The sequence below is a fragment of the Streptomyces sp. NPDC023157 genome (assembly GCF_055560575.1).
On the sequence record NZ_JBVHIL010000012.1, the window covers coordinates 49,672 to 76,102 of the forward strand.

The 26,431-nt window shown below is 73.1% G+C and carries 20 protein-coding genes; 10 read left to right on the forward strand and 10 right to left on the reverse strand.

Annotated elements, in window-relative coordinates; genetic code table 11:
• Window positions 1-29 precede the first annotated feature (29 nt).
• The 4 genes from ACZ3ZE_RS34015 to ACZ3ZE_RS34030 all read right to left on the reverse strand — a co-directional run bounded on the left by ACZ3ZE_RS34015 (window position 30) and on the right by ACZ3ZE_RS34030 (window position 4,449).
• Window positions 30-1,154, reverse strand: coding sequence for an LLM class flavin-dependent oxidoreductase (locus ACZ3ZE_RS34015; protein ID WP_361171509.1), 1,125 nt, complete (start codon window positions 1,152-1,154; stop codon window positions 30-32).
• Between the two features lie 109 nt (window positions 1,155-1,263).
• Complete coding sequence (locus ACZ3ZE_RS34020; RefSeq protein WP_361626356.1) at window positions 1,264-2,025, reverse strand: SDR family NAD(P)-dependent oxidoreductase; 762 nt, start codon at window positions 2,023-2,025, stop codon at window positions 1,264-1,266.
• Between the two features lie 13 nt (window positions 2,026-2,038).
• Entirely contained in the window at window positions 2,039-2,959 is a 921-nt protein-coding gene (locus tag ACZ3ZE_RS34025) for an LLM class F420-dependent oxidoreductase (RefSeq protein ID WP_361171503.1), read from the reverse strand.
• Window positions 2,960-3,231: 272 nt separating this feature from the next.
• Complete coding sequence (locus ACZ3ZE_RS34030; RefSeq protein ID WP_361171500.1) at window positions 3,232-4,449, reverse strand: amidohydrolase family protein; 1,218 nt, start codon at window positions 4,447-4,449, stop codon at window positions 3,232-3,234.
• A 145-nt stretch (window positions 4,450-4,594) separates the two neighbouring features.
• Here ACZ3ZE_RS34030 and afsR point away from each other — a divergent pair, with 145 nt between their 5' ends.
• Both afsR and ACZ3ZE_RS34040 read left to right on the forward strand, forming a co-directional pair.
• Window positions 4,595-7,690 (forward strand): SARP-family global regulator AfsR, encoded by a 3,096-nt coding sequence (afsR, locus tag ACZ3ZE_RS34035; protein WP_361626350.1) that lies wholly within the window; start codon window positions 4,595-4,597, stop codon window positions 7,688-7,690.
• 283 nt (window positions 7,691-7,973) lie between these two features.
• Complete coding sequence (locus ACZ3ZE_RS34040; protein ID WP_361171494.1) at window positions 7,974-8,195, forward strand: hypothetical protein; 222 nt, start codon at window positions 7,974-7,976, stop codon at window positions 8,193-8,195.
• A 415-nt stretch (window positions 8,196-8,610) separates the two neighbouring features.
• Here the strand turns inward: ACZ3ZE_RS34040 and ACZ3ZE_RS34045 are convergent, their stop codons facing one another.
• Complete coding sequence (locus ACZ3ZE_RS34045) at window positions 8,611-10,146, reverse strand: FadD3 family acyl-CoA ligase (protein WP_467261801.1); 1,536 nt, start codon at window positions 10,144-10,146, stop codon at window positions 8,611-8,613.
• Window positions 10,147-10,232: 86 nt separating this feature from the next.
• Here ACZ3ZE_RS34045 and ACZ3ZE_RS34050 point away from each other — a divergent pair, with 86 nt between their 5' ends.
• From ACZ3ZE_RS34050 to ACZ3ZE_RS34060, 3 genes are read left to right on the forward strand one after another with little or no spacing between them, the layout of a single operon-like run.
• A complete protein-coding gene (locus ACZ3ZE_RS34050) occupies window positions 10,233-11,375 on the forward strand; it encodes a lipid-transfer protein (protein ID WP_361171488.1) in 1,143 nt (380 codons plus the stop codon).
• A gap of 5 nt (window positions 11,376-11,380) precedes the next feature.
• Entirely contained in the window at window positions 11,381-11,818 is a 438-nt protein-coding gene (locus tag ACZ3ZE_RS34055; RefSeq protein WP_361626344.1) for a Zn-ribbon domain-containing OB-fold protein, read from the forward strand.
• Window positions 11,815-12,606: an enoyl-CoA hydratase/isomerase family protein gene (locus ACZ3ZE_RS34060; protein WP_442304880.1), complete on the forward strand. Its 792-nt coding sequence runs from the start codon at window positions 11,815-11,817 to the stop codon at window positions 12,604-12,606. Before ACZ3ZE_RS34055 ends, ACZ3ZE_RS34060 begins: the two co-directional genes overlap by 4 nt.
• On the opposite strand, the gene ACZ3ZE_RS34065 is transcribed toward ACZ3ZE_RS34060, so the two are convergent.
• A complete protein-coding gene (locus ACZ3ZE_RS34065) occupies window positions 12,593-13,195 on the reverse strand; it encodes a hypothetical protein (protein WP_467261803.1) in 603 nt (200 codons plus the stop codon). The two genes, ACZ3ZE_RS34060 and ACZ3ZE_RS34065, sit on opposite strands and share 14 nt — an antisense overlap.
• A 125-nt stretch (window positions 13,196-13,320) precedes the next feature.
• Between ACZ3ZE_RS34065 and ACZ3ZE_RS34070 the strand changes: the two genes are divergently transcribed.
• On the forward strand, window positions 13,321-13,947 hold the full coding sequence (locus ACZ3ZE_RS34070; RefSeq protein ID WP_361171476.1) for a hypothetical protein: 627 nt from the start codon (window positions 13,321-13,323) through the stop codon (window positions 13,945-13,947).
• A gap of 44 nt (window positions 13,948-13,991) precedes the next feature.
• On the opposite strand, the gene afsK is transcribed toward ACZ3ZE_RS34070, so the two are convergent.
• Together afsK and ACZ3ZE_RS34080 are read right to left on the reverse strand one after the other, a co-directional pair.
• Window positions 13,992-16,478: a protein serine/threonine kinase AfsK gene (afsK, locus tag ACZ3ZE_RS34075; protein WP_363290796.1), complete on the reverse strand. Its 2,487-nt coding sequence runs from the start codon at window positions 16,476-16,478 to the stop codon at window positions 13,992-13,994.
• Between the two features lie 116 nt (window positions 16,479-16,594).
• A complete protein-coding gene (locus ACZ3ZE_RS34080) occupies window positions 16,595-17,374 on the reverse strand; it encodes a VOC family protein (RefSeq protein WP_361171470.1) in 780 nt (259 codons plus the stop codon).
• A 296-nt stretch (window positions 17,375-17,670) separates the two neighbouring features.
• Here ACZ3ZE_RS34080 and ACZ3ZE_RS34085 point away from each other — a divergent pair, with 296 nt between their 5' ends.
• Window positions 17,671-18,318, forward strand: a complete 648-nt coding sequence (locus ACZ3ZE_RS34085) for a TetR family transcriptional regulator (protein WP_361171467.1) — start codon at window positions 17,671-17,673, stop codon at window positions 18,316-18,318.
• Between the two features lie 148 nt (window positions 18,319-18,466).
• Here the strand turns inward: ACZ3ZE_RS34085 and ACZ3ZE_RS34090 are convergent, their stop codons facing one another.
• Window positions 18,467-18,955, reverse strand: a complete 489-nt coding sequence (locus ACZ3ZE_RS34090) for a nitroreductase family deazaflavin-dependent oxidoreductase (protein ID WP_467261805.1) — start codon at window positions 18,953-18,955, stop codon at window positions 18,467-18,469.
• Window positions 18,956-20,155 carry an acyl-CoA dehydrogenase family protein gene (locus tag ACZ3ZE_RS34095; RefSeq protein ID WP_361171461.1) on the reverse strand — a complete coding sequence of 400 codons (1,200 nt, stop codon included), beginning with the start codon at window positions 20,153-20,155 and terminating at the stop codon, window positions 18,956-18,958.
• 138 nt (window positions 20,156-20,293) lie between these two features.
• Here ACZ3ZE_RS34095 and ACZ3ZE_RS34100 point away from each other — a divergent pair, with 138 nt between their 5' ends.
• The 3 genes from ACZ3ZE_RS34100 to ACZ3ZE_RS34110 all read left to right on the forward strand — a co-directional run bounded on the left by ACZ3ZE_RS34100 (window position 20,294) and on the right by ACZ3ZE_RS34110 (window position 26,345).
• Window positions 20,294-21,469, forward strand: coding sequence for a thiolase C-terminal domain-containing protein (locus tag ACZ3ZE_RS34100; RefSeq protein ID WP_361171458.1), 1,176 nt, complete (start codon window positions 20,294-20,296; stop codon window positions 21,467-21,469).
• A 127-nt stretch (window positions 21,470-21,596) separates the two neighbouring features.
• Window positions 21,597-22,880 carry an FAD-dependent monooxygenase gene (locus tag ACZ3ZE_RS34105; protein ID WP_467261807.1) on the forward strand — a complete coding sequence of 428 codons (1,284 nt, stop codon included), beginning with the start codon at window positions 21,597-21,599 and terminating at the stop codon, window positions 22,878-22,880.
• A 147-nt stretch (window positions 22,881-23,027) separates the two neighbouring features.
• Complete coding sequence (locus ACZ3ZE_RS34110) at window positions 23,028-26,345, forward strand: FlgD immunoglobulin-like domain containing protein (RefSeq protein ID WP_467261809.1); 3,318 nt, start codon at window positions 23,028-23,030, stop codon at window positions 26,343-26,345.
• The last annotated feature ends 86 nt before the right edge of the window (window positions 26,346-26,431 follow it).

A 26,431-nucleotide genomic window follows, 5' to 3' on the forward strand; every position in this document is an offset into this window, starting at 1 on the left:
CGGGACGGCCCCACCCACTCGGGGGTCCGTCAGGTGTTTGTCCCCTGGCGGAAGCGGGTGGTGCGGTGGATGGGGTCCGTGTCGATGTGGGGGATCACGTGTTCGCCGATGAGCTTGAGGGAGTTCATCGTGTCCTCGTACGAGATCCCGATCGGCAGGCCGAAGGAGAGCTGGTCGGCGCCCGCCCGCTCCCAGCGCTTGCACTGGGCGAGGACCTCGGAGGGGTCGCCGCAGATCATCAGTTCCTCGGCGATGAGGAGTTCGATGATCTCGGCGGAGTACTCGGGGAGCAGTTCGGGCCACTCGGGGATGCCCTCGGGCCGGGGGAAGGTGTCGTGGTAGCGGAAGAGCAGCGACTGGAGGTAGTTGAGTCCGCCGCCGACGGCGATCTCGACGGCTTTGTCGTGGGTTTCGGCGCAGATCGCCGTGGAGGTCACCATGACGTTGTCGTTGACGAAGTCGCCGACCGCCTTGGCCTCCTTGATCGCGTTCTTGTAGGACTCGACGACCCATTCCATGTCGGAGACCTTCTGCACGCTGAAGCCGAGGACGCCGAGCCCCTTCCTGCCGGCCATGGCGTACGAGGCGGGGGAGCCGGCCGCGTACCACATGGCCGGGTGGGACTTGCCGTACGGCTTGGGCAGGATCTTGCGGGGCGGGAGTGACCAGTGCTTGCCCTGGAACCCCTCGTACTCCTCCTGGAGCCACATCTTGGGGAACTCGGCGATGGTCTCTTCCCAGATCTCCTTGGTGTGGTTCATGTCCGTGATGCCCGGGAAGAAGCCGAGGATCTCGTGGGAGCCGGCGCCGCGCCCGGAGCCGAACTCGAAGCGGCCGCCGGAGAGGTGGTCGAGCATGGCGACCTTCTCGGCGACCTTCACCGGGTGGTTGACCTGGGCGAGCGGGTTGAAGATGCCGGAGCCGAGGTGGATGCGCTCGGTGGCGTGGGCGAGGTAGCCGAGGTAGACGTCGTTGGCGGAGAGGTGGGAGTACTCCTCCAGGAAGTGGTGCTCGGAGGCCCAGGCGTATTTGAACCCGGACTTGTCCGCCTGGATGACGTACTCGGTCTCCTCCATGAGGGCCTTGTGTTCGGCTTCGGGATCGGTCTCGGCCCGCTTGCCGACGTATCCCTGTACGAAGATCCCGAATTCCACGGAAGGTCACCGTCCTCGTGAGTTTCTGACGAATCGTCAGATCAGCGATGTGCCCGACTGTCGCACCGTGCGACGGGGGCGTCAATACCTGATGGTGCGTCAGAAAAGGTCAGAAGAGGCTGACGCCGGCCAGCCAGCCGCCGTCGATGACGAAGGGCTGGCCCGTGATGTACGCGGAGTCCTCGCCGGTCAGGAAGAGCGCGAGGGCCGCCACCTCCTCCGGCCGCCCGATCCGTCCGAGCGGCACCAGCTTGCGGTACAGCTCCGCCGTGGCCGCCGGGTCGACGCCCTCCGGGTTGCTCATGGCGGTGTCGATGGCCCCGGGGCAGACCGCGTTCACCCGGATCCCCTTCGCCGCCAGCTCCAGCGCGGCCACCCGGGTGAGCCCCAGCACGGCGTGCTTGCTCGCCGCGTAGGCGCCGACGCCCGCCATGCCCGTCACGCCCGTGTACGAGGCGGTGTTCACGATCGTGCCGCCGCCGGCCGCCGCGATCTCGGGCGCCACGGCCTTCATGCCGAGGAAGCAGCCGACCTGGTTGACCCGGGTGATCGCCTCGAACTCGTCCAGCGGCGTCGACACCAGCTCGTTGAAGCGCAGGATGCCCGCGTTGTTCACCAGGCCGTCGATCCGCCCGAAGCGGTCCTTCGCGGCGGCCACCGCGGCCGCCCACTCCGCCTCGGCGGTGACGTCCAGGTGGACGTAGCGCGCCCTGTCCTCCCCCAGCTCCTTGGCGAGCGCCTCGCCGGGGCCGTCCAGGACGTCCCCCAGGACCACCCGGGCCCCCTCGGCGGCGAAGAGCCGCGCCTCCTGCTCGCCCTGCCCGCGCGCCGCGCCCGTGATGACGACGACGCGCCCGTCCAGCTTGCCCATGCGGTGACTCCTTCTACGTGAGGTGGGGGGCGACCTCCGTCGCGAAAGCGCCCATCTGGTCGAGGAGTTCGGTTCGGCTGCGGCAGCGGAACCGGACCTGGATCTGGTCCACACCCATCTCCCCGTACGCGCGCAGCGACTCGGCGAGCGCCTGCGGCTTGCCGGTGAGGGTGCGCCGTCCGGTGTCCCAGTCGGGCTGCCCCACGTACAGCGGCTCGGCGATCGCGCCGACGGTGAACGGCGCCTCGACGCCGGCCTCCTCGCGCAGCCGCCGCAGCCGGGCGATCTGCTCGGGGAGCCGGCCGCGCGGGTCGCCCTGCGGCAGCCAGCCGTCCCCCTTGACCGCGGCCCTGCGCACGGCGGCGGGCGAGGAGCCGCCGATCCAGACGGGGACGCGCTCCTGCGTGGGCCGGGGCCGCTGGCCGAGGTCCCGGAAGGTGAAGCGTTCGCCGCTGTGCTCCGGGAACTCCTCGGGCCCGAGCGCCGCCCGCAGTGCGTCGACGGTCTCGTCGAGGACGCCGCCGCGCCCGGCGAAGTCCACCCCGAGCGTCTCGAACTCCTCCTCCAGGTGCCCGGCCCCGACGCCGAGGACGAGCCGCCCGCCGGAGAGGTGGTCGAGGGTCGCGTACGCCTTCGCCGAGACCAGCGGGTGACGCAGGCCGACGAGGGCGACGTGGGAGAGCAGCCGGACCCGCTCGGTGGCCGCCGCCAGGAACGAGAGGGTGGCCACCGGGTCGTACCAGATGGTGCTCATCGCCCCGGCGAGCCGGCGCGGGACGGCGACGTGCTCGCAGCTGGCGATGTAGTCGAAGCCGAGCGTGTCGGCGGCGCGGGCGACCGCGAGGAGGTCGTCGGGGCCCGCCGCGGCCTCCCAGGGCTCGGCGTAGATCGTGCTCTGGGACTGGACGGGCAGCTGCATGCCGTAGACCACCATGGGGACTCCCTCATCTGACGTTCCGTCAGTTACGGCGACGGCCCCCATGCTGTCTTCTGACGTCCCGTCAGGCAAGGGGTGTGCGGGGTCCGTCCGCGTACGGCGGGAACCCGGAGTGCGTTTTTCTCCAAGACCGGGAGAGGGGCCGTGCCGCACGGTGGATGCGGCAGCCCCCGGGCCCTTCCCGTGGCACGGCTCCTACTGAGCCGCGCCCGCCCAAGCCCCCGCCCGGTCCGCCTCCCTCGGCGGGCCGGGCGGGCCCTTTTCGGGTCCTACGGGCGCCAGAGGCCGTCCTCGCTCAGCCCCAGCAGGTCGATCGCGTTGCCGCGCACGATCCGCTCGACCACGTCCGGTGCCAGGTGGCCCATCTGGGCCTCGCCGACCTCGCGGGACTTGGGCCAGGTGGAGTCCGAGTGCGGGTAGTCGGTCTCGTAGAGGACGTTGCCCACCCCGATGGCGTCGAGGTTGCGCAGCCCGAAGGCGTCGTCGAAGAAGCAGCCGAAGACATGCTCGGCGAACAGCTCCGACGGGGGGCGCAGCACCTTCTCGGCGACCCCGCCCCAGCCCCGGTTCTCCTCCCACACGACGTTCGCGCGCTCCAGGATGTACGGGATCCACCCGATCTGCCCCTCGGCGTACATGATCCGCAGGTGGGGGAAGCGCTCGAACTTGCCGCTCATCAGCCAGTCGACCATCGAGAAGCAGCAGTTGGCGAAGGTGATGGTGGAGCCGACGGCCGGCGGGGCGTCGGCGGACGTGGACGGCATCCGGCTGGAGGAGCCGATGTGCATCGCGATGACGGTGCCGGTCTCGTCGCAGGCGCGCAGGAACGGGTCCCAGTGGTCGGTGTGGACCGAGGGCAGCCCGAGGTGCGGCGGTATCTCGGAGAAGGCGACCGCGCGCACCCCCCGGGCCGCGTTGCGGCGGACCTCGGCGGCGGCGAGCTCCGGGTCCCAGAGCGGGATCAGGGTCAGCGGGATCAGCCGGCCCCGCGCCTCGGGGCCGCACCACTCCTCGACCATCCAGTCGTTGTAGGCGCGGACGCCGAGGAGACCGAGTTCACGATCGGCGGCTTCTGTGAAGGTCTGACCACAGAATCGGGGGAAGGTCGGGAAGCAGAGGGCCGACTGGACGTGGTTGACGTCCATGTCGGCGAGCCGCTCGGGCACGGAGTACGAGCCGGGCCGCATCTGCTCGTAGGTGATGACCTCCAGCCTGATCTCGTCGCGGTCGTAGCCGACGGCGGTGTCGAGCCGGGTCAGCGGACGGTGCAGGTCCTCGTAGACCCACCAGTCGCCTATGGGGCCTTCGTCCCCTTTGGCGCCCATGACGGGGGCGAACTTTCCGCCCAGAAAGGTCATTTCCTTCAATGGGGCCCGGACGACGCGGGGGCCGGTGTCGCGGTAGCGGGACGGGAGCCGGTCCTGCCAGACGTGCGGGGGCTCCACGGTGTGGTCGTCCACCGAGATGATCTTGGGGAAGCTCTCCATGCGCTTCACGGTAGCGTCGATCTGACGGTTCGTCAGCTCATGCGGCCCCAACCGATGCCGGATCCGCCGACCCGATGCTGACGCGCGCCCTCCGGACAAGGCAGACTGTCTTGGGCGAAACCAGCGGTACGGGCAGGGGGAGCTAATGGACCGTGAGAACGGGCCGCGGGTTCCGGGGCAACGCACTCCGGCGACGGTTTCCGACGGGACCGGCACCGGGCCGGCCGAGGAACCGCGTTCCGGCGTGCCCGGAAACGGAACCGACGCCCCCGGAAACGGGACCGGCGATCCGGAGACGAGCGCGGCGGCCGACACCGTGGTCGCCGACACCGTGGTCGCCGACTCCCTCCGGTTCGGCGTCCTCGGGCCCGTACGGGCCTCGCGCGGGGACCAGGTGCTGCCCACCGGGTCGCCGCAGCAGCGGGCGCTGCTCGCCGCGCTGCTGCTGCGCGACGGGCGGACCGCCACCGCCGGTGAGCTGATCGACGCGATCTGGGGCGAGGAGTCGCCCTCGCAGGCGCTCGCCGCGGTCCGCACGTACGCCTCCCGGCTGCGCAAGATCCTCGACCCCGGCGTCCTCGTCAGCGACTCCGGCGGCTACGCCCTGCGCACCACCGGACCCGGCCTCACCCTCGACCTCGCCGAGGCCCACCAGCTCGCCGCCGAGGCCGACAGGCTGCGCGCCGCCGGGCAGCGCTGCGCCGCCCGCGACCGGCTGAACGAGGCCCTCGGGCGGTGGGAGGGCGAGACCCTCGCCTCCGTGCCCGGGCCCTACGCCGAGACCCAGCGCACCCGCCTGGAGGAGTGGCGGCTGCGGCTCCTGGAGACCCGGCTCGACCTGGACCTGGAGGTCGGCGCCCACGCCGAGGCCGTCTCCGAGCTGACCGCGCTCACCGCCGCGCACCCGCTCCGCGAGCGCCTGCGCGAACTCCTCATGCTCGCCCTCTACCGCTCCGGCCGGCAGGCCGAAGCCCTCGCCGTGTACGCCGACACCCGCCGCCTCCTCGCCGACGAACTCGGCGTCGACCCCAACCCCGAACTCTCCAGGCTCCAGCAGCGCATCCTCCAGGCCGACGCCGAACTCGCCCGGCCCGCCGACGCGCAGCCCCCGGCCGCCGCGCCCGTCGCGCGCCCCGCGCAGCTGCCCGCCACCGTGCCCGACTTCACCGGCCGCGCCTCCTTCGTACGGGAGCTGGGCGGCCGGCTCGCCAGCGCCGAGGGGCACGTCATGGCCGTCTCGGCGCTCGCCGGGATCGGCGGCGTCGGCAAGACCACCCTCGCCGTGCACGTGGCCCACGAGGCCCGCCCGCACTTCCCCGACGGGCAGCTGTACGTGGACCTCCAGGGCGCCGGTTCGCGGGCGGCGGCCCCGGAGACCGTCCTCGGCGCCTTCCTGCGGGCCCTCGGCACCCCCGACTCCGCCATCCCCGACTCGCTCGACGAGCGGGCCGCGCTCTACCGCTCCACGCTCGACGGCCGCCGCGTCCTGGTGCTGCTCGACAACGCCCGGGACGCCGCCCAGATCCGGCCCCTGCTGCCCGGCACGGCCGGCTGCGCCGCGCTCGTCACCAGCCGCATCCGCATGGTCGACCTGGCCGGCGCGCACCTCGTCGACCTGGACGTGATGTCCCCGGAGGAGGCGCTCCAGCTCTTCACCCGGATCGTCGGCACCGAGCGCGTCCAGTCCGAGCGCGAGGCCGCCCTCGACGTCGTCGCCGCCTGCGGCTTCCTGCCGCTGGCCATCCGCATCGCCGCCTCCCGGCTCGCCGCCCGCCGCACCTGGACGGTCTCCGTGCTCGCCGCCAAGCTGGCCGACGAGCGGCGCAGGCTCGACGAGCTCCAGGCCGGCGACCTCGCCGTGAAGGCCACCTTCGAGCTCGGCTACGGGCAGCTGGAGCCCGCCCAGGCCCGCGCCTTCCGGCTGCTCGGCCTCGCCGACGGGCCCGACATCTCGCTGGCCGCGGCCGCCGCCGTCCTGGACCTGCCGGAATGGGAGACCGAGGACCTCCTGGAAGCCCTCGTCGACACCTCCCTCGTCGAGTCCGCCGCACCGGGCCGCTACCGCTACCACGACCTCGTACGGCTCTACGCGCGTGCCTGCGCCGAACGCGACGAACAGCCCCCGGCCGAACGGGAGCTGGCCCTCTCCCGGCTGCTCGACTTCTACCTGGCCACCGCCTCCCGGGTGTACGCCCTGGAGCGGCCCGGCGACCGCCTCGTCGACCACCTGGAGGCCACCGCCTACCAGGGCCTCGCCTTCACCGACCGGCACGCCGCCCAGGACTGGCTGTACGCCGAGGCCAACTGCCTGCTCGCCTGCGTCCGCCAGTCGGCGGCGACGGCGGGGACGCTGCGGCGGGCGGTCGACCTGCTGTGGGCGGCGCTCGACCTGGGCGAGTCCGGGACGAACGCGAAGGAGTTCGAGGCCATCGCCTCGGGCGTCCGCGACGCGGCCCACGGCTCCGGCGACGTACGCGCCGAGGGCCGGGCCCTCATGGCGCTGGCCGGCATCCACCACACGGCGGGCCGCTTCGAGGAGGCCGACCGCGACGCGACGCTGTCGCTGCGCTGCGCCGAGGAGGCCGGGGACCCGCTGCCCGCCTGCTGGTCGGCCAACGCGCGGGGCATCATCGCCCTCTACCAGAACCGCTTCGAGGAGGGCGAGGTGCATCTCGCCCACGCCATCGAGCGGTTCCGCGGCATCGGCGACCGGCCCGGCGAGGCCAGCGCCCTGTGCAACCTGTCCCGGATCCACCTGGCCACCGGCCGCACCGCGCAGGCGATCGCCCTCGCCGAGGAGGGCACGGCGATCTACGACTCGATCGGGCACTCGCTGCGCGGCGCCAACGGGCGCTACGCGCTGGGCCTCGCGCTCACCGAGGCCGGCCAGCTCGGCCCGGCCGTCGACCGGCTGCGCGAGGCGCTGGAGGTGTTCCGGGACAGCCGGCAGCGCCTGTGGGAGGGCATGACCCTGTTCCGGCTCGCGGAGGTGGACATCGCCGCGCGGCGGCCCGCCCAGGCGGCGTCCAACGCCGAGATGGCGCTCACGGTCCTGCGGGGCATCGGCGGCGAGTGGCGCCGCGCCAACGTGCTGACGGTGCTCGGGCGGGCGCTCGGCGGCATCGGCCAGTCGGGGCGAGCCCAGGTCTGCTGGCGGGAGGCGCTGGAGGTCTTCGAGGGGCTCGGCTCCCCCGAGGCGGCCGAGGTCCGCGCGCTCCTGAACGTCACCAGCGCGGCCTGAACGTCACCGGCGCGGCCTGACCGACGCGCCGCGGAGGCCGTCCCGCCGGGCGCCCCGGACCGGCCCCACGGCCCCGGCCTGCGCGTTCATCGTTCGTTTATCGCCGAACGGCACGCTAGTTCCTGTCGATCCGTCGTGTCGGGGGGCAGACGGGTCACCGGCAAGGCCGCCACCGCCGGCAACTAGGGTGAGCGGCCACGAAGGATCCGTCCGGCTGATTCACGGGGGAGCGGCCGGACGGATCGAGTGCCGAATCCCCACCCTTCAGGCAGGAGCAGACGAGATGAGCAACCCGATCGAGCAGAACCCGGTCGTCAAGCCTCAGGACATGCACGCCACGGGCGGCACCGAGAGCGAGATCGTCACGAAGGACATGCACGCCACGTCCGAGCCCGCTGTCGACGCCATCACCGCGAAGGTCACGGGCAAGGGCACGGCCGACATCACGACCATGGACATGCACGCCACGTCCGAGCCTGCCAAGCCGGTCAAGCCGGCCATCTGAGCCGCACGCCACGGGGACGGTTCCGGCGGCACCATCGGGGGAGTCGCCGGGGCCGAGGTCGTCCGCAGAGCAAGACCGCACCGGTTCGGGGGACGCCCCCGGGTCGGGGGGATCCGAGGGGAACGGTCCGGTGCGGTGGGGGGCGGGCGACCCCAGGACGGAGGGGCCGGGCTTCAAGCCCGGCCCCTCCGTCGCACGTCACGGGGGGTGCCGGTGGCGGCGGACCTGACGAAGTACGCGATCCGACCTCGTACTCGCGTTCGACATCGGCGATGATCGATCACGTTCGGAAGGGCAGGCGGTGGGGACCGTCCGCCCGACCAGGACGAGGCACGCCACGCGCGCGCAGGGGGGAGGGCCTGGACCGGCACAACCGGTCCAGGCCCTTTTGCGTCCCCCGGCCGCCGCGTCGGCGTCAGCGGTCGCGCAGTTCGCCCTTCACCACCTTGCCGCTCGCGTTCCGCGGCAGCTCCGGGACGAACTCGACCTCGCGCGGCACCTTGTAGTTGGCCATCTCACGGCGGGACCAGGCGATCAGGTCGTCCGCCGTGAGCGTCGCGCCCGGGCGGCGGACCACGAAGGCCCTGCCGACCTCGCCGAGGCGGGGGTCCGGGACGCCGATGACGGCGACGTCGGCGATGTCGGGGTGCAGGCCGAGCAGTTGCTCGATCTCCGCCGGGTAGGCGTTGAAGCCGCCGACGATGAACATGTCCTTGATCCGGTCGGTGATCCGCAGGTTCCCGGACGCGTCCAGGACGCCCACGTCGCCGGTGTGCAGCCAGCCGTCCGGGTCGATCGCCGCCGCCGTCGCCGCCGCGTCCTCGAAGTAGCCGGCCATCACGTGGAAGCCGCGGACCAGGACCTCGCCCGTCTCGGAGAGGCGCAGCTCCGTGCCCGGGACGGCGCGGCCGGAGGTGCGCGCGATGACCTCGGCCGGGTCGCCCCGGCGGCACATCGTGACGATGCCGCTCGCCTCGGAGAGGCCGTACGCGGTGAGGACCGTGCCGACGCCCAGCTCGGTGCGCAGGCGCTCCACCAGCTGGAGCGGGACCACCGCCGCGCCGGTGACGACCAGGCGCAGCGAGGACAGGTCGTACGTGCCGCGGGCCGGGTGGTCGAGGAGGGACTGGTGGAGGGTGGGCGGGCCGGGCAGGACGGTGATCCGCTCGGCGGTGATGTGGGCGAGGACGGCGTCCACGTTGAAGACGGACTGCGGCACCATCACCGCGCCGCGCTGGAGGCAGGCGATGACGCCGGCCTTGTAGCCGAAGGTGTGGAAGAAGGGGTTCACGATGAGGTAGCGGTCGCCCTCGCGCAGCCCCGCGAGCTCGCTCCACAGGGCGTAGCAGCGCAGGGTCTGCCCGTGGGTGATGACGGCGCCTTTGGGGCGGCCGGTGGTGCCGGAGGTGTAGATGATGTCGGAGGGGTCGGAGGGGGAGAGCGTGGCGGCCCGGGCCCACACGTCGGCGGCCGGGACGTCGTTCCCCTCGGAGAGGAAGGATTTCCAGGTGGTGTAGCCGGGGTCGTCTGGCGCGGTGTCGCCGAAGACCACCACCCTTTCCAGGTCCGGCAGTTCCACGCCCGCGCGGCGCAGCGAGGCGACGTACGAGGTGCCGAGGAAGGTGCCGGTGACGAAGAGCAGCCGGGCCCGGGAGCGGGCCAGCACGTCGGCGGCCTCGGTGCCCTTGAAGCGGGTGTTGAGCGGGACGAGGACGGCGCCCGCGGTGACCGCGCCGAGGGCGGAGACGATCCAGTCGAGGGTGTTGGGCGCCCAGATCCCGACCCGGTCCCCGGCCCGTACCCCGGTAGCGAGACAGGCGGCCGCCGCGCGTTCGACGCGCTCGCCGAGTTCGGCGTACGTGATCCGCGTGCGGCCGTCGACGACCGCCTCGCGCTCCGCGTACCGCTCGGCCGCCCGGCGCACCAACTCCGGTATCGAGCTCCACTCCATCGCCCACCCCTCCCATAGCTGACTATCCGTCAGATTAGCTGTAGCCTGACGCGCTGTCAGCAGTGCTGCCGGGCCGGGAGGACCACGTGCTCAAGGACGCAACAGCCATCGTCGGGATAGGCCAGACCCCCTTCGCCAAACAGCTCCCGGAGTCCGAGCGGACCCTCGCCTGCCGGGCGATCCTCGCCGCCCTCGACGACGCCGGCATCGCCCCCTCCGAGGTCGACGCCTTCGCCTCCTACACCATGGAGGAGACCGACGAGGTCGAGGTGGCGAAGGCCATCGGCGCCGGCGACGTCACCTTCTTCTCCAAGGTGGGATACGGCGGCGGCGGCTCCTGCGCCACCGTCGGGCACCTCGCCGCCGCCATCGCCTCCGGGCAGGCCACCGTCGGCGTCGCCTGGCGCTCCCGCAAACGCGGCAGCGGACCGCGCCCCTGGAAGAACACCGCCGTCCAGCTGCCCACCCCCGGCCAGTGGACCCGCCCCTTCGGACTGCTCCGCCCCGCCGACGAGATCGGCATGCTCGCCCGCCGCTACATGCACGAGTACGGCGCCACCCGCGACCACCTCTTCAACGTCGCCCTCGCCTGCCGCAACCGGGCCAACCAGAACCCCGCCGCGATGATGTACGAGCGCCCGCTCACCCGCGAGATGTACATGACCTCCCGGTGGATCAGCGAACCCCTCTGCCTCTTCGACAACTGCCTGGAGACCGACGGGGCGTTGGCCTGCGTCATCGTCTCCGCCGAGCGGGCCCGCGACTGCCGGCAGAAGCCCGTCTACGTGCACTCCGTCGCCCAGGGCCTGCCCGCCCAGCACCACGGCATGGTCAACTACTGGAACGACGACCCGCTCTCCGGGCCCGCCTGGACCGCCGCCCGACACCTGTGGAAGCAGGCCGACTTCGGGCCCGACGACATCGACGTCGCCCAGATCTACGACGCCTTCACCCCGCTCATCCCGCTCTCCCTGGAGGGCTACGGCTTCTGCGGCCGCGGCGAGGGCGCCGCCTTCACCGAGGGCGGCGCCCTGGAGATCGGCGGACGGCTCCCCCTCAACACCGGCGGCGGCGGACTCTCCGAGGCGTACGTCCACGGCTTCAACCTCATCAACGAGGGCGTCAAGCAGCTCCGCGGCGTCTCCACCGCCCAGGTCCCCGACGCCGCCACCTGCCTGGTCACCGCCGGCGAAGGCGTCCCCACGTCCGCGATCCTGCTGAGGAGCTGAGACCCATGGCCCTGCTCTCCCCCGTCACCGACGAGGACGGCGCCCCCTTCTGGGAGTACACCGCCCGCGGCGAACTCCGCGTCCAGGCCTGCGCCGCACCCGACTGCGGCGAACTCCGCTTCCCGCCCCGCCCCTGCTGCCCGCACTGCCAGTCCTTCGACAGCGAGTGGCGCCGCATGTCCGGCCGCGGCCGGATCTGGTCCTTCGTCCTCCCCCACCCGCCGCTCCTCCCCGACTACGCCGAGCAGGCCCCGTACAACGCGGTCCTCGTCGAACTCGCCGAGAACCCCCGCATCCGCCTCGTCGGCAACGTCGTCGCCGCCCCCGACGCCCCGCTGAACTCCGTGGACCCGGCCCGGCTGCGGATCGGCGCCGCCGTGAAGGTGGCGTTCACCGAGATCGACGGGGTCACCGTGCCGCGCTGGCTGCTGGAGCGCGGATGAGCGGCTCCGGGATCCTCGTCGAGCGGGACAAGGAGACCGGCGTCGCCGTCGTCACCCTGGACCGGGCCGAGAAGCACAACGCGATCACCCTGGAGATGGCCCGCACCCTCACCGAGACCTGGCGCGGCTTCCGCCACGAGGACGAGATCCGCGCGATCGTCGTCACCGGCGCCGGCGGCCGGGCCTTCTGCACCGGCATCGACCGCACCGCCGCCACGGAGGTGCCCCAGCCCTCCTCCCCGTACACGATCGACGATCCGCTGCTCACGATCGGCCCCAAGGCAAACGACCTGTGGAAGCCGGTGATCGCCGCCGTCGAGGGGATGGCCTGCGGCGGGGCGTTCTACCTGCTCGGCGAGGCCGAGTTCCTAGTGGCCGGCGAGGACGCCGCCTTCTTCGACCCGCACACCGCCTACGGGATGGTCTCCGCCTTCGAGACCATCCACATGGCGCAGCGGATGCCGTACGGGGAAGTCGCCCGGATGGCCCTCATGGGCACCGCCGAACGGGTCTCCGCCCGGCGCGCGTACGAGACCGGCCTGGTCTCCGAGCTGACCGCGCCCGGCGGGGCGCTCGCCGCCGCGCGGGCCGCCGCCGCCGTCATCGCCGGCTACCCGACCGAGGCCGTGCAGGGAACGGTCCGGGCCCTGTGGTCGGCCAAGGAGGCCGCCCGCGCCCAGGCCCTCGCCCACGCGCCGCACCTGGTGACGCTCGGGAACCTGCCGCCGGAGCGGCAGGCCGAGCTGTTCGGCGGACGGGGCGGGGCGAAGGGGTTCAGGACGCGGTAGGGGTGGGGGTCGCCTCGGGCTGCTTGCGCACGTCGTACACGTAGCAGTCCTTCACCTTGGCGACGGCCTTCGGGTTCTTCATGGCGACCTCGAAGGTCTTCGTCTCCCCGCCACCGACCGTCACCACGGTCTCGGCCCCGTCCGCCTTCGAGCCGAGCGAGCCCTTGAACTCCAGGACGATCCGGTACGTCCCCGCCGTCGCGTCCCGCGAGGTGATCCGCAGCGTCGCCGTGGTGTCCGCCTTCACGGCCGGCCGGCCCTTGCGCTTCTTCTGCGCGGGCTTCACACAGTCGACCACCACGACCTCGACACCCGCCGCCGGGGCGGTGCTGGTGGAGGCCGTCGGGGAGGGCGTGGAGCCACCATTGTTGTCGTATTCGTTGTCGTCGTAGTCGTCGTTCTTCTTCTTGGAGCTGGAGCAGCCGCCGCCGCTGCTGCTCCCGCCGCTCTTGCTCTTGCTCTTGCCGGACTTGCTGCCGGACTTCCCGCTGCCGCCGCTGTGGCCGCCGCTGCTGCTGGTCTGGAAACCGGTCAGCGCGAGCACCACCACCGTGAGCGTCGCCGCCAGCTTCAGCCGTGTGCGGACCATTCCCCGCTCCCCCCGTACGTTTTCGCCGTGTCCGCGTCACCCTAGCGCCGGGCCCGCGCCACCTGGCGGGGCCCCCGCACCCGGCGTAGCGTCGACTGCGAGAGCCGGACCGAGGAGGCCGATCGATGATCCGCAACGTCGTCGGCTCGGTCCTGGCCCTCGCCGGAGCGACGGCCGCCGTCTGGAGCCCCTTCCGTGCCTGGTACGACGGCCGTCACGGGCGCGACTACGCGATCGACGAGCTCTTCAGCGGCATCACCGACGGCAAGTCCTCCGTGATCGGCTCGATCCTGCTGCCCTTCGCCTTCGCCGCGCTGCTCACCGTCCTCGGCGTCGTGCTGCGCTCCCGGCTGCTCGTCGCCCTCGCGGGTGTCGTCGTGCTCGGCTTCACCGTCCTGTGGATGGTGCGGGTCGGGCAGGCCGAGGGCAGCCTGACCGTCGGCGGCGACGGACGCGGCCTCGGCGACGGCGTCGCCAACGCCCTGGGCGGCGGGGTGCTGCTGCTCCTCGGCGCGGTCGTGATGTCGGGCCGCTCCGGAGGCCACCGCACCCGGGTCGACCAGGTGCCGCCGCACGCCACCTACCCCACGCACCCGACCCTCGACGGGCCGCGGACGACCCAGGGGTACGGGACGCGGCCCGAGCAGCCGGACGCGTCGGGGCCGCCGGAGAACGCCCCGCCGCCCTCGTCCGACGTGCCCTGGGACCCGGCACGCGACGAGACACCACCGCCCCCGGGGCATCGGGCCTAGGGGGGCGGGGTCGGGGGCGGTCGGGGCGGGCTGTTCGGGGGTGCTCACGCGCCCCGGTTGGTCGCCGTGCCCTTCACCGCGTCCAGGGCGTACACGCAGCGGTCCTTGCTGCAGGCGTACACGACGCCGTTCCTGGCCACCGGCGAGCCGGTGATCTCGCCGCCCGTCGCCAGCTTCCAGCGCAGCTGACCGCCCGTCGCGTCCAGCGTGTACAGGACGTGGTCGGCCGAGCCGAAGTGCACCCGGCCGTCCGCGACGACGGGGGCGCCGATCAGCTCGCCGCCCGCCGCGAACCGCCACTTCGGGGTGCCGGTGACCGCGTCCAGGGTGTAGAGCGCGCTGCCGCTGCCGACATGGACGTTGCCCGCGGCGACCAGGACCGGCTCGGTGGACTGACGGGGCTCGGTGGCGATCCGCCAGCGGTCCTTGCCGGTGGTCGCGTCGAGCGCGTACACCGTGCCCAGGTGGTCGACGAGGTAGACCCCGCCGCCGGTGACGGCCGGGCCGGGCGCGAAGGCGGGCGGCGCGAGGAAGACGGCCGGCGCCTCGAAGTGCCAGCGGACGTGGCCGCTCGCGATGTCGACGCACAGCACCCGGGTGCCGGCCGCCACGTACACGCAGCCGTCCTCGGCGGGGGCCACCCGCACCGGCACCTGCGCGCAGGAGGCGGCGTCGCCGACCGGGTACGACCAGCGCTCCACGCCCGTGCGGGCGTCGAGCGCCTGGAGCCGGGCGTCGCGCCACACGTACACGGTGTCGCCGTGCACGGCGGGCCCGCCCTCGCGCGTCTCGAAGTCGGTCTGGGCGCCGGTGATCTCCCACAGCTTGGCGCCGTTGGAGGCCTCCCAGCCCTGGACGCCGCCGCCCCGGGTGCCGGTGACGACGGTGCCCCGGTCCACCTGGAGGGAGTACACCCAGGCGTCCGTGTGCAGCCGCCAGCGCTCCCCGCCGTCGAGGGCGTCGAGCGCGTACAGGGTGGGCCCGTCGGAGGCGTGGATCCGGCCGCCGGCGACCGCCATGGACCAGGCCACGTCGCGGGTCTTGAACTGGCGCCGGCCGCTCGCCGTGTCCAGGGCGTGCACCTCGAAGGAGGTGACGTAGAGCAGGTCGCCGTCGACGACGGGGGTGCCCCACACGTCGTTGGACATGCGGAAACGCCAGGGCCGCCAGTGCCCGGGCGCCTCGGGGGCCGGCGGGGCCTGCTGGGCGTCGGGCGCCTGGGCGGGGCCGGGCAGCGGGCGGGAGCCGGGCGGCGGGCCGGGCTCGGCGCCGCCCGCAGCGCCGCCGGGCGGGCGGATCCAGCCGGTGGCGGTGCCCGCGGCGGCCCCGAGGCCGACACCGACGGCGGCCCGGGTGTCCGACACCCGCGGGCCGGGCCCGATCGGCACGGCCGCGCCGGCCAGCCGTACGGGACCGGCGTCGGGCGCCGGGACGGCGGCGGGACCGGCGTGCCGGCCACCACCGGGACGGTCGCCGCCGGGACGGTCGCCGTACGGGTCCGAAGGCCGGTCCGAGGGCCGGTCGGCGCGCGGGTCGCCGCTCCAGTCGGCGGGCTGCCGGGGCGGGCGCGGCGGCATCGGCGGGCCGGGCGGGGGCTGCGGGGCGCTGGGGCGGCCGCCGCGGCGGGTCTCGATCATGGCGGTGGCGCGCTGCGGCAGCCAGGCCGCCGCCGTACCGCTGTCGTCGCTGCCGGCGCCGAAGAGGTGCGGGGCCAGCTGGGCCTGGAGGTCGGCCGGGCTCGGGCGCTTGCTGACGTCCATCTGCATGCAGGAGTCGATCAGCGGGCGCAGCTCGTCGGGCAGCCCCTCCAGGTCGGGGCCCTCGCGCAGCAGCATGAAGACGGTCTCGACCGGGTTGGCGCCGTGGAAGGGGGCGTGCCCGGTGGCGGCGAAGACCAGCATGGAGCCCAGCGAGAAGACATCGCTCGCGCCGGTGACGCTGCGCGAGTCGCGGGCCTGCTCGGGGGACATGTAGGCCGGGGTGCCGACGGCGACGTTGGTCATGGTCAGGCGCGTGTTGGAGACGCCCGACGCGATGCCGAAGTCGATCACCCGGGGGCCGTCCTCGACGACGAGGACGTTGGAGGGCTTGAGGTCGCGGTGGACGAGGCCGGCGCCGTGGATGGACTGCAGGGCCTCGGCGACGCCGGCGGCGAGCCAGCGCACCGCCTGGGCCGGGAGCGGCCCGCACTCGTTCACTATCTCTTCGAGGGAGGGCGCCGGTACGTAGGCGGTGGCGAGCCACGGCACGGCGGCGCGCGGGTCGGCGTCGACGACGGCCGCGGTGTAGAAGCCGGAGACCGCCCGGGCGGCCTCGACCTCACGGGTGAAGCGGACGCGGAACAGCTGGTCCTCGGCGAGCTCCGTCCGTACCGTCTTGATCGCCACGCGCCGCCCCGACGCCGAGCGCGCGAGATAGACGAGACCCATTCCGCCCGCACCGAGCCGGCCCAGCACCTCGAAGGGCCCGATCCGTCTCGGGTCGTGCTGCGTCAGCTGCTCCACTTGCCTGCCACCTCCCCGTAGGGCCATGAGGGTACGGCCCCGTGGACCCTGATTGTTCCTGTCCGGGGCGGTGGTTGCGAACCCGGGGGCGGATCGGGGTGTCCTGGCTCATATCGCCGCGCGCGTCGCCGCCCGGCCCTCGCTCATTCGGCGGGCTCGGCGAGGACGGCGAAGCGGGCGCCCTGGTTGTCGTGGAGGACCGCGATCCGCCCGTGCGGGGTGTCGAAGGGGTCGGTGGCGACCCGGCCGCCGAGGCGGACGACGGTGGCGCAGGCCGCGTCGCAGTCCCGGACGGCGAAGTAGGGGAGGACGTGGCCGGGCAGCTCGGCGGGGAAGGCGTCGGTCATGACGGCCCGGCCGCCGAAGGCGCTGTCGTCGCCCGCGCGGGAGCCGGGCGGGGACCAGACGCGGTAGTCGAAGGAGGCGTCGCGGCCCTCCTCGGCGGGGTCGGCCTGGCGGCCGAGCCAGCCGAAGACGGTGGCGTAGAAGGTGTCGACCGCCTCGGGCTCCCGGGTGTACACCTCCATCCAGCAGAAGGTGCCGGGCCGGTTCACGGTCTCGAAGCCGTCGTCGTCGCCGGACTGGCGCAGTCCGAAGACGGCGCCGCCGGGGTCGGCGGCGAGGGCCCGGACGCCGAACGGGCCGACGGGGTAGGGCTCCATGACCATCCGGCCGCCCGCGGCCTTGATCCGGGCGGCGAGGGTTCCGGCGTTGCCGGTGGCGAGGTAGACGGTCCAGGTGGTGGGCATCCGGCCGTCGCGCTTGGGGAGGAGGCCGGCGACCCGCTTGCCGTGGAGGAGGGCCTCGTCGCGGTCGGGGTCGAAGCTCCAGCCGAAGAGCTCGCCGTAGAAGCGCTTGCCCGCTTCGAGGTCGGGGAGCTGCGCGTCCACCCAGCAGGGGGTGCCCTGTGTGAATACGGCCATGCCTTCACGCTAGGGTCCGTCTCCGCGCCCCGCACCCTCCTAAAAACGAACATATGTGCCTTTAGCGGATCCGGAGCCCTTGCCCCACAAGGGCTCCGGAGGAGTTGTCCACCGAAGTTGTCCACAGGCTGTTAATAAGCCTATTGAGGAAAGAGCTGTGGATCCGGCGGGGATCCACAGGGGATCCGGCGTCGATACGGCGTGGATCCGATGTCGATACGGCGGGGATCCGGGGCCGGATACCCATTTGCAGTCGGCCGAATCGCGCGCCGATCACCCCTCGGTAAGCTGACGGCATGACAGGACAAGTACGCACCGTCGACGGCCGCGTAGCCGGACGACGCGGCCAGGCGACGCGGCAGAAGCTGCTCGACTGCCTCGGCGAGATGCTCAGCTCCTCGCCCTACCGGGACGTCAAGGTCATCGACGTCGCCCGGAAGGCGGGTACTTCACCCGCGACGTTCTACCAGTACTTCCCTGACGTCGAGGGCGCAGTCCTCGAAATCGCGGAGGAAATGGCCAAGGAGGGCGCGGGATTGACCGATCTGGTCTCCGGCCGCTCCTGGGTCGGCAAGGCCGGCTGGCAGACCTCCGAGGAACTGGTCGAGGGATTCCTGGACTTCTGGCGCAAGCACGACGCGATCCTTCGGGTGGTGGACCTCGGGGCCGCGGAGGGCGACAAGCGCTTCTACAAGATCCGCATGAAGATCCTGAACTCGGTCACCAACTCCCTGACGGACGCGGTGAAGGAGCTCCAGGCGAAGGGCAAGGTCGACAAGGAGATCAGCCCCGCGGCGATGGCGGGCTCCCTGGTGGCCATGCTGGCGGCGGTCGCCGGCCACCAGAAGGGCTTCCAGACCTGGGGCGTGAAGCAGGCCGAACTCCGGCCGAACCTGGCCCTGTTGGTGCACCTGGGGATCACCGGCAAGAAGCCGACGAAGTAGCCCCCGCGAGCCCTCGCGGCTCTCCTTCACCCGTCCTGTCGCGCCGGCGGCGGTCCCGCGCTCGTACCTGTCCGTACGGGCCCGGGACTGCCGCCGGCGTTCTTTCACCCCTCCGCGGGCTTTCTTTCACCCCTCCGCCGGGGGTCTCTCACCCCTCCGCCGGGGTGGTTCGGGTCAGCCGGAAGAGGCGGATCTCGCGGTCGATCCGCGCCTGGTACGTCGCGTAGGGCGGCCAGAAGGCCAGCGCCGCCCGCCAGGCCACCGCCCGCTCCTCCCCCGTGAGCAGCCGGGCCCGTACGGGGAACCTCTCGCCGCGCCAGCTGACCTCGGCGTCCGGGTGGGCGAGCAGGTTGGCGGTCCAGGCCGGATGGCCCGGGCGGCCGAAGTTGGAGCCGATCAGCAGCCAGGTGCCGTCCGCGGGCTCCGGCATGCAGGCGAGCGGGGTGACCCGCGGCTGCCCGGACTTCGCCCCCTTGGCGGTGAGGACCACGCCCGGCAGCATCTGCGCGCTGAGCATCACCTTGCCGCGGGTCAGCCGGTGCACGGTCCGGTCCATGGCGGGGATGAAGTGGGGGGCGACCCTGGCGAAGGCGCGGGTGGAGGAGACCTTCTGCATCACGCGCAGCCCGATCGGCATCTAGGCCACCTCTCCGAAGAGTCCGCTGCGTTCGGCGGCGCGGGCGCGCAGCCGGTGGGTGGGACCGAAGAGGAGCTCGTCGGCGGCCGCGCGCTTGAAGTACAGCTGGGCGTCGTCCTCCCGGGTGGCGCCGGGGCCGCCGGGCAGCTGGACGGTCTCGGCGGCGGCGGCCCGCAGCGCTTCGAGGGCCTGGGCGAGGGCCAGTGCGCCGGCCTCCGGTTCGGCGCCGTCGAGGGCCGCGCAGAAGGTGAGCGAGCGGGCCGACTCGACCTGGACGAGGAGGTCGGCGAGACGGTGCCTGACCGCCTGGAGGGAGCCGGCCGGGCGCCCGGGCCCCTCGCGGGTGCCGACGTGCTCGACGGTGCGGTCGAGGGCGGCGCGGGCGGCGCCGACCGCCTCGGCGGCGAGGGCGACGGCGGCGGTGCGCCCGGCGGCGGCGAGCGCGGCGAGGACCACCGACGCCTCCCCCACCTCCTCGCCCAGCAACTCCCCTTCCACGTCCCTGAACTGGACGGTGGCCTGGGACCGGGTGACGTCGAGGGCGGGCTGCCGCTCCCGTACGAGCCCGGCGGCGCCCTCCTCCCCGCGTACGAGGAAGAGCAGGGTGCGGCTGCGCGGGAAGCCGCCGGCGTGCGCGGCGACCAGGAGCAGCCCGGCGCTGTGCCCGTCGAGGACGTGGACGGCCTCGCCGTAGAGCGACCAGCGTTCGGCGCCGGCGGGCCGGGTCGCCTGGACGCCGCCGGAGCGCCCGCCGCCGGACCAGGGCTCGGCCGCGTTGTCCCCGGTGAGCCCGAGGGCGAGCGGGAGCGAGCCGCCGGGCAGGGCGAGGGCGCAGGTCAGTGACCCGTCGGCGATCCGGGGCAGCAGTTCGGCGCGCTGCCGCTCGGTGCCGAGGGCGGCGATCAGCGGGGCGACGAGGACGGCGGTGGCGAGCAGCGGGGAGGGGGCGAGGGCGCGGCCGGTCTCCTCACAGGCGAGGGCGAGTGCGGCGGGACCGCGGCCGGCTCCCCCGTACTCCTCGGGCAGGGCGATGCCGGGCAGGCCGAGGGTGCCGGCCATGGCGGCCCAGAGCCCGGTGTCGTACCCCTCGGGGGTGGTGACGGCGGCGCGGGTCTCGGCCGGTCCTGCCCGCTGGGCGAGGAGTTCGCGCAGGGTCCTGCGGTTCTCCTGCTGCTCTTCGGTGACGGCGGCGGTACGCATGGGGCTCCCTCCGTAACTGACGGGGCGTCATGTTAGAGCGGGGAGCGCCAGAAACACAGCCCGCGACGCTCCGGAACCACGGACCCGGCCCGCCCCGCGCGGGCCCGGATCGGGCGTATCTGATGTACCGTCAGATTCATGCCCACCACCTCAGGGGACCGCCGTCGCCGCGTCGCCGTCGTCGGCATATCCCTCTCCGACTGCGGCCGCGTCGACGAGGCCACTCCCTACGCCCTGCACGCCCAGGCCGCCCGCCGCGCCCTCGCGGACAGCGGGCTCGACCGCTCCGTCATCGACGGCCTCGCCTCGGCGGGCCTCGGCACCCTCGCCCCCGTGGAGGTCGCCGAATACCTGGGGCTGCGGCCCCGCTGGGTGGACTCGACCGCCGTCGGCGGCGCCACCTGGGAGGTCATGGCGGCACACGCCGCCGACGCCATCGCGACCGGCCGCGCCAACGCGGTCCTGCTGGTCTACGGCTCCACCGCCCGCGCCGACATCAAGGCCCGCCGGCGCACCTCCAACCTCTCCTTCGGCGCCCGCGGCCCCCTCCAGTTCGAGGTGCCGTACGGCCACACCCTCATCGCGAAGTACGCGATGGCCGCCCGCCGCCACATGCACGAGTACGGCACCACCCTGGAGCAGCTGGCCGAGGTCGCCGTCCAGGCCAGGGCCAACGCGGCACTCAACCCCGAGGCGATGTTCCGGACCCCGATCACCGTCGACGAGGTACTGGACGGCCCGATGATCGCCGACCCCTTCACCAAGCTGCACTGCTGCATCCGCAGCGACGGCGGCTGCGCGGTGCTGCTGGCGGCCGAGGAGTACGTACCGGACACGGCGAAGGCCCCGGTGTGGGTGCTCGGCACCGGCGAGTACGTCTCGCACACCACGATGTCGGAGTGGGAGGACTTCACTGTCTCCCCGGCGGCGGTCAGCGGCAAGCTGGCCTTCGAGCGGGCCGGCGTGACCCCCGCCGACATCGAACTGGCCGAGATCTACGACGCGTTCACCTACATGACGCTGGTGACCCTGGAGGACCTGGGCTTCTGCGCGAAGGGCGAGGGGGGCGCGTTCTTCGAGCAGAAGGGGCGCGAGGACCGCCTGCCGGTGAACACCGACGGCGGCGGCCTCTCCGCCTGCCACCCGGGGATGCGGGGCCTGTTCCTCCTCGTCGAGGCGGTGCGCCAACTACGCGGCGAGGCACCGGGACTCCAGGTGCGCCGCCCGGACGGCTCCCTGCCGGAGCTGGCGGTGGCGTCGGGGACGGGCGGCTGGTTCTGCTCGTCGGGGACGGTGGTGCTGGGGCGGGGGTGAGCCACCCCCGTCTCGATCCACGCACCACTCGATCTATACAAGCGTCATAGACAAGCGTGTAGGACATCCGTATAGTCGTGGGTGCGGGGCCGGAGCGGCCCCGCACCCACCGACAAGGAGTCCCGCCATGCGCGCAGCCCGTACGGTCCTGATCTCCGGCGCCTCGATCGCCGGGCCCGCCCTCGCGCTCTGGCTGCACCGCTACGGCTTCACCGCCACCGTCGTCGAGCGCGCCCCCGCACTGCGCACCGGCGGCTACAAGGTCGACCTGCGCGGCGGGGCCATCGAGATCTGCGAGCGGATGGGCATCCTCGCCGAGGTCCGCGCCGCCTCCACGGACATGGCCGGCGGCTCGTACGTCGACGCACGGGGCCGCACCGTGGGCGAACTGCCCGCCGAGATCTTCGGCGGCCGGGCCGAGCAGGACGACGAGATCATGCGCGGCGACCTCGCCCGCATCCTCCACGAGAAGACCCGCGACGACGTCGAGTACCTCTTCGGCGACTCCATCGCCTCCCTGCACGACGACGGCGAGGGCGTGGACGTCGTCTTCGAGAGCGGCACCCGCCGGCGCTTCGACCTGGTGGTGGGCGCGGACGGCATGCACTCGCACACCCGACGACTCGTCTTCGGCGACGAACGGCGGTTCAGGCGGCACCTGGGCGCGTACATCTCGATCTTCTCCGCCCCCGACCGGCTGGGCCTGGACCGCTGGGAGACCTACCACGCCCGCCCGGACAAGCTGGTCTCCGTCTACAGCACCTCCGGCGAACGCGCCGGCACCGCCAAGAACTGCTTCGTCTTCGCCGCCCCCGCCGAACTCGCCTACGACCACCGCGACACCCTCGCCCAGAAGCGCCTGCTCGCGGACGCGTTCGCCGGCGACGACTGGGAGATCCCGCGCCTGATCGCGGACTCGGCGGACGCCGACGACTTCTACTTCGACGCCATCGCCACCATCACCATGGACCGCTGGTCCCACGGCCGCGTCGTCCTCCTCGGCGACGCCGCCCACTGCACCTCCCCCGCCTCCGGCCAGGGCACCGGCCTCGCCCTGACCGGCGCCTACGTCCTGGCCGGCGAACTCGCGGCGGCCGGCGGCGACCACAGCGCGGCCTTCGCGGCGTACGAGGCGGTGCTGCGCCCGGGCGTGGAGCTCAACCAGCGCTTCGCGGAGAAGATGGCGAAGGAGATGACGGTCTCGTCCCGCCGCAAGATCGCCCTGCGCATGCTCCTGGTCCGCACGCTGCCGAAGACCCCCTGGAAGAACCTGATCGCCCGCAAGATCCGCGAGGAGATCCAGCGGGCGGCGAACGCGGTGCCGGTGAAGGAGTACGGCGCGTACGAGAGGAAGGGGCCGGGCCGGACGAACGCGATGAACACCCCGAACGGGACACTCCAGGCCATGTGAACCCGTTCGAAATCCGCTTCCGGTGCGGACGGGGCCGCTGTTACGATCACGGCTTCGGACGGGAAGCGCCGGGAGGGGCCGCGCGGAACACGCGCGAACGAAGGCCACCCGTCCAGTGCCTGCACAGGCTCCGGAGGGGAACCCGCTTTGCACACCCACGCACGCGCCCGCACGCTCGCGGCCGCGACCACCCTGGCCGTCGCGGCTGGCCTCACCACCACGCTGACCGTCCCGGCCCTCGCCGCCGACACCCCGGCAGCCGCCGACGAGGTCGTGATCCCGGACCCGGGACGCGCCAAGCCGCGCGAGGAGACCCTCTTCCAGGCCGGTACCACCGGCTACGTCCACCAGCGGGAGGGGACGACGGGGCTCCTCTGGACGGACGCCGCCTCGGGTGCCACCACCACGGTGCCCACGACGGCCCAGAGCGGCCACTCCGGCCTCTACGCCACCACCGGCAGCGGCGCGGTCACCGTGACCGACATCGCGAAGCAGACCACGACCAGGATCGCCGTCCCCGCGGGCCGGGGCTGGTACGGGGTCTACAGCGCCGACGGCATCGTCACCAACACTCCCCAGGCCGACGGCACGTCCGTCGCCCTCACCCTGGTGCGCTCCGTGGACGGCGGCATCGTCGAGACTCCCGTGACCGGCGTCCCGGAGGGCACGGGCGCGCTGAGCCGGGCCGGCACGACCGGCCAGGACAGCCAGGGCGCGATCCTCCGTTCCTCCGACGGCGCCGTGTTCTACCTCCACTACGCGACCGCCACCCTGACCCCGCTCCCCGCGGCCTTCAGGAGCGCCTCGATCCTCCGGCTCGCCCCGGACCACGTCATGGCCTGGTCCACCGGCAGGGGCACGCTGTACACGGTCCCCCGCACCGACGCCTCGGCGACGCCCGTGACCACCGACGTCCCGCCCCCGTCCGACTCCGCGGGCAAGGTGGAGTTCTCGGTCCTGGGCTCCCACGTCCTCTTCGTCCGGCCCGCCCCGTTCTACGACAAGCGCGGCGTACTCGCCCAGCCGCTCCGGACCGTCCCCCTCGGCGGTGGCGCGACCACGGACCTGCTCCCGGCCGCGAACGCCGGCCTCACCGTCGGCCCGGACGGCAGCGTCCTGGCCGTCGGCGGTACCGGCGCCGCCGACTGGGCGGTGCGCCGCATCGCGCTGGGCGAGGACGGTGCTCCCCGTACGACCGCCGTGCAGGAGGTGTCGCGCGTCCCCGTGACGTACAGCGGTCTGACGCTAGGCGGCGGCCAGCTGAGCTACCTGGAGGACTCGGCCCCGGGAAGCGTGCCCGCCCTGTTCGACGTCGACACGAGCGCGACCGGCACGCCCTCGGCGTCCGCGCCGCGGCTGCGGTACCGGCCCTTCGGCACCCCGAACGGCCTTCGGTCGCTCGGCGACGGCAACGCGGTCTACGGGCAGAACAGCTGGGTCGAGGCGCCCACGCGCGACTCGTTCCGCTCCGCCGAACTGCCCGCCGCGAGCACCGTCGTGGACGCCGCGGGCCGCTATGTCCTGGCGAAGAGCGGCGACACCACCTACGCCGCCGACCTGGACATCGACAACTCCAACGAGTCCGAGCTCCGGCTCACCCTCGTCAAGTCCGCCGCCGCCCTGTGGGGCAGCCAGGTGTGGAAGCCCGCCCCGACGAAGGGCACGGTCAACACCTACGACCTGGCGACGGGCACGACCTCGCCGGCGCTGAACATCGGCTCCGCGTGCGTCCCGTCCGAACTGCAGGCGGTGGGCCGCTGGCTGTACTGGGCGTGCGCGGCGGAGGCGAAGGCCGGGGTCTACGACCGGACGCTGAAGAAGAACGTCGCCGTCCCGGTCGGCGAGGCCCTGCTCGGCGACGGCTTCGTCGTGCGCCGGGACAACACGGCGCACAAGCTGCTCCTGACGAACGCGGCCACCGGGCTGACCACGGACTTCGCCACCGTCCCGGCCTGGACGCCCGCCGACGGGCGCGGGACCACCTGGACCGTCGACAAGTTCGGCGCGAACGTCGCCTTCACCGACGCCCAGCGGAACATCCACGTCAAGCGCGTCCCCGTCGCCGCGCAACCGCTCACCCTGCTCGACACGGGCCTCTCCCAGTACGACGGCGGCACCAGCAAGCTCCGCTGGCGCCTGTCCCGCTCGGTCGGCGCGTGGAGCGTCGAGATCAAGAACGCGGCCGGCAAGGTCGTCCGCACCTACCGCGGCACCGCCGGGAACGGCGCGGGCGTCGCGATCGACTGGGACAGCCGCGACGACCTCGGGCGGGGCGTCGAGGACGGCGCGTACACGTACGTCATGACCGCGCAGCCCGCGAACGGCGTCGGGACCGCCGTCCGCGCCACCGGCACGGTCTGGGCGTTCGACATCGGCCTCACCACCCTCCCCGGCACCTACACCCCCGTCACCCCCGCCCGCCTCATGGACACCCGCTCCGGCCTCGGCGTCCCCAAGGCGAAGGTCGGCGCCGGGAAGACCGTCTCCCTCAAGGTCACGGGCGCCGGCGGAGTCCCGGCCACGGGCGTGACGGCGGTGGTCCTGAACGTGACGGCGACCAACGCGACCACGAGCAGCCACGTCTCCGTCTATCCCTCCGGGACCCGGCAGACGCCCGCGTCGAACCTCAACTTCACGGCCGGCCGGACCGCCGCGAACCTGGTCACCGTCCCGGTCGTCGACGGCAAGGTGACGTTCTACAACCGCGCCGGCTCGGTCGACCTGCTCGCCGACGTCGCCGGGTACTACACCGCGGGCACCGGCGGCTCGGCCTACCAGCCCGTCACGCCCACCCGCCTGATGGACACCCGTACCGGCACCGGCGTCGCCAAGGCCAAGCTGGCGGCGAACAGCACCGTCACGCTGCCCGTCACCGAGCCGGGCGCGACCGCCGTCGTCCTCAACGTGACCGCGACGAACCCGACCGCGACCAGCTTCGTGTCGGTCTACCCGTACGGGACGACCCGCACGGCCGCCTCGAACCTCAACTTCACCGCCCGGCAGACCGTCCCCAACCTGGTCATCGTCCCGGTCAAGGACGGCAAGGTCACCTTCTACAACAAGTACGGCACCGTCGACCTCCTCGCCGACGTCGCCGGCTACTACAAGAAGGACACCGGCTCCGTCTTCACCGGCATGCAGCCCAGGCGGCTGATGGACACCCGCGACGGCACCGGCGTCGCCAAGGGCAAGATCGGGGCCGGCAAGACCGTCAGCCTCGACGTGAACACGACGTACACGGCCGTCGTCCTCAACGTGACCGCGACCAACCCGACGGCCACCGGCTTCGTCTCCGTCTACCCGTACGGGACGACCCGCACCGCCGCGTCCAACCTCAACTTCACCGCCCGGCAGACCATCCCGAACCTGGTCGTCGTCCCGGTCAAGGACGGCAAGGTCACCTTCTACAACCACTCCGGCACCGTCGACCTCATCGCCGACATCGCCGGCTACTACACCAGCTGACAGCGGAACGACGTTCACGGCCTCGGACGGGCGCCGGAGGGGGCAGCGCGGAACCCGCGCCGCAAAACGGCGCCCGTACCCGAGCC

What these genes read in the sequence shown, in the direction of transcription:
- ACZ3ZE_RS34055 (WP_361626344.1), top strand. Translation starts at nt 11,381, where the DNA reads ATGGCCCTGCTCTCCCCCGTCACCGACGAGGACGGCGCCCCCTTCTGG.
- ACZ3ZE_RS34100 (WP_361171458.1), top strand. Translation starts at nt 20,294, where the DNA reads ATGCCCACCACCTCAGGGGACCGCCGTCGCCGCGTCGCCGTCGTCGGC.
- ACZ3ZE_RS34105 (WP_467261807.1), top strand. Translation starts at nt 21,597, where the DNA reads ATGCGCGCAGCCCGTACGGTCCTGATCTCCGGCGCCTCGATCGCCGGG.
- ACZ3ZE_RS34085 (WP_361171467.1), top strand. Translation starts at nt 17,671, where the DNA reads ATGACAGGACAAGTACGCACCGTCGACGGCCGCGTAGCCGGACGACGC.
- ACZ3ZE_RS34020 (WP_361626356.1), bottom strand. Translation starts at nt 2,025, where the DNA reads ATGGGCAAGCTGGACGGGCGCGTCGTCGTCATCACGGGCGCGGCGCGC.
- ACZ3ZE_RS34080 (WP_361171470.1), bottom strand. Translation starts at nt 17,374, where the DNA reads ATGGCCGTATTCACACAGGGCACCCCCTGCTGGGTGGACGCGCAGCTC.
- ACZ3ZE_RS34040 (WP_361171494.1), top strand. Translation starts at nt 7,974, where the DNA reads ATGAGCAACCCGATCGAGCAGAACCCGGTCGTCAAGCCTCAGGACATG.
- ACZ3ZE_RS34030 (WP_361171500.1), bottom strand. Translation starts at nt 4,449, where the DNA reads ATGGAGAGCTTCCCCAAGATCATCTCGGTGGACGACCACACCGTGGAG.
- ACZ3ZE_RS34065 (WP_467261803.1), bottom strand. Translation starts at nt 13,195, where the DNA reads ATGGTCCGCACACGGCTGAAGCTGGCGGCGACGCTCACGGTGGTGGTG.
- ACZ3ZE_RS34095 (WP_361171461.1), bottom strand. Translation starts at nt 20,155, where the DNA reads ATGCGTACCGCCGCCGTCACCGAAGAGCAGCAGGAGAACCGCAGGACC.
- ACZ3ZE_RS34045 (WP_467261801.1), bottom strand. Translation starts at nt 10,146, where the DNA reads ATGGAGTGGAGCTCGATACCGGAGTTGGTGCGCCGGGCGGCCGAGCGG.
- afsR (WP_361626350.1), top strand. Translation starts at nt 4,595, where the DNA reads ATGGACCGTGAGAACGGGCCGCGGGTTCCGGGGCAACGCACTCCGGCG.
- ACZ3ZE_RS34060 (WP_442304880.1), top strand. Translation starts at nt 11,815, where the DNA reads ATGAGCGGCTCCGGGATCCTCGTCGAGCGGGACAAGGAGACCGGCGTC.
- ACZ3ZE_RS34070 (WP_361171476.1), top strand. Translation starts at nt 13,321, where the DNA reads ATGATCCGCAACGTCGTCGGCTCGGTCCTGGCCCTCGCCGGAGCGACG.
- afsK (WP_363290796.1), bottom strand. Translation starts at nt 16,478, where the DNA reads ATGGCCCTACGGGGAGGTGGCAGGCAAGTGGAGCAGCTGACGCAGCAC.
- ACZ3ZE_RS34025 (WP_361171503.1), bottom strand. Translation starts at nt 2,959, where the DNA reads ATGGTGGTCTACGGCATGCAGCTGCCCGTCCAGTCCCAGAGCACGATC.
- ACZ3ZE_RS34090 (WP_467261805.1), bottom strand. Translation starts at nt 18,955, where the DNA reads ATGCCGATCGGGCTGCGCGTGATGCAGAAGGTCTCCTCCACCCGCGCC.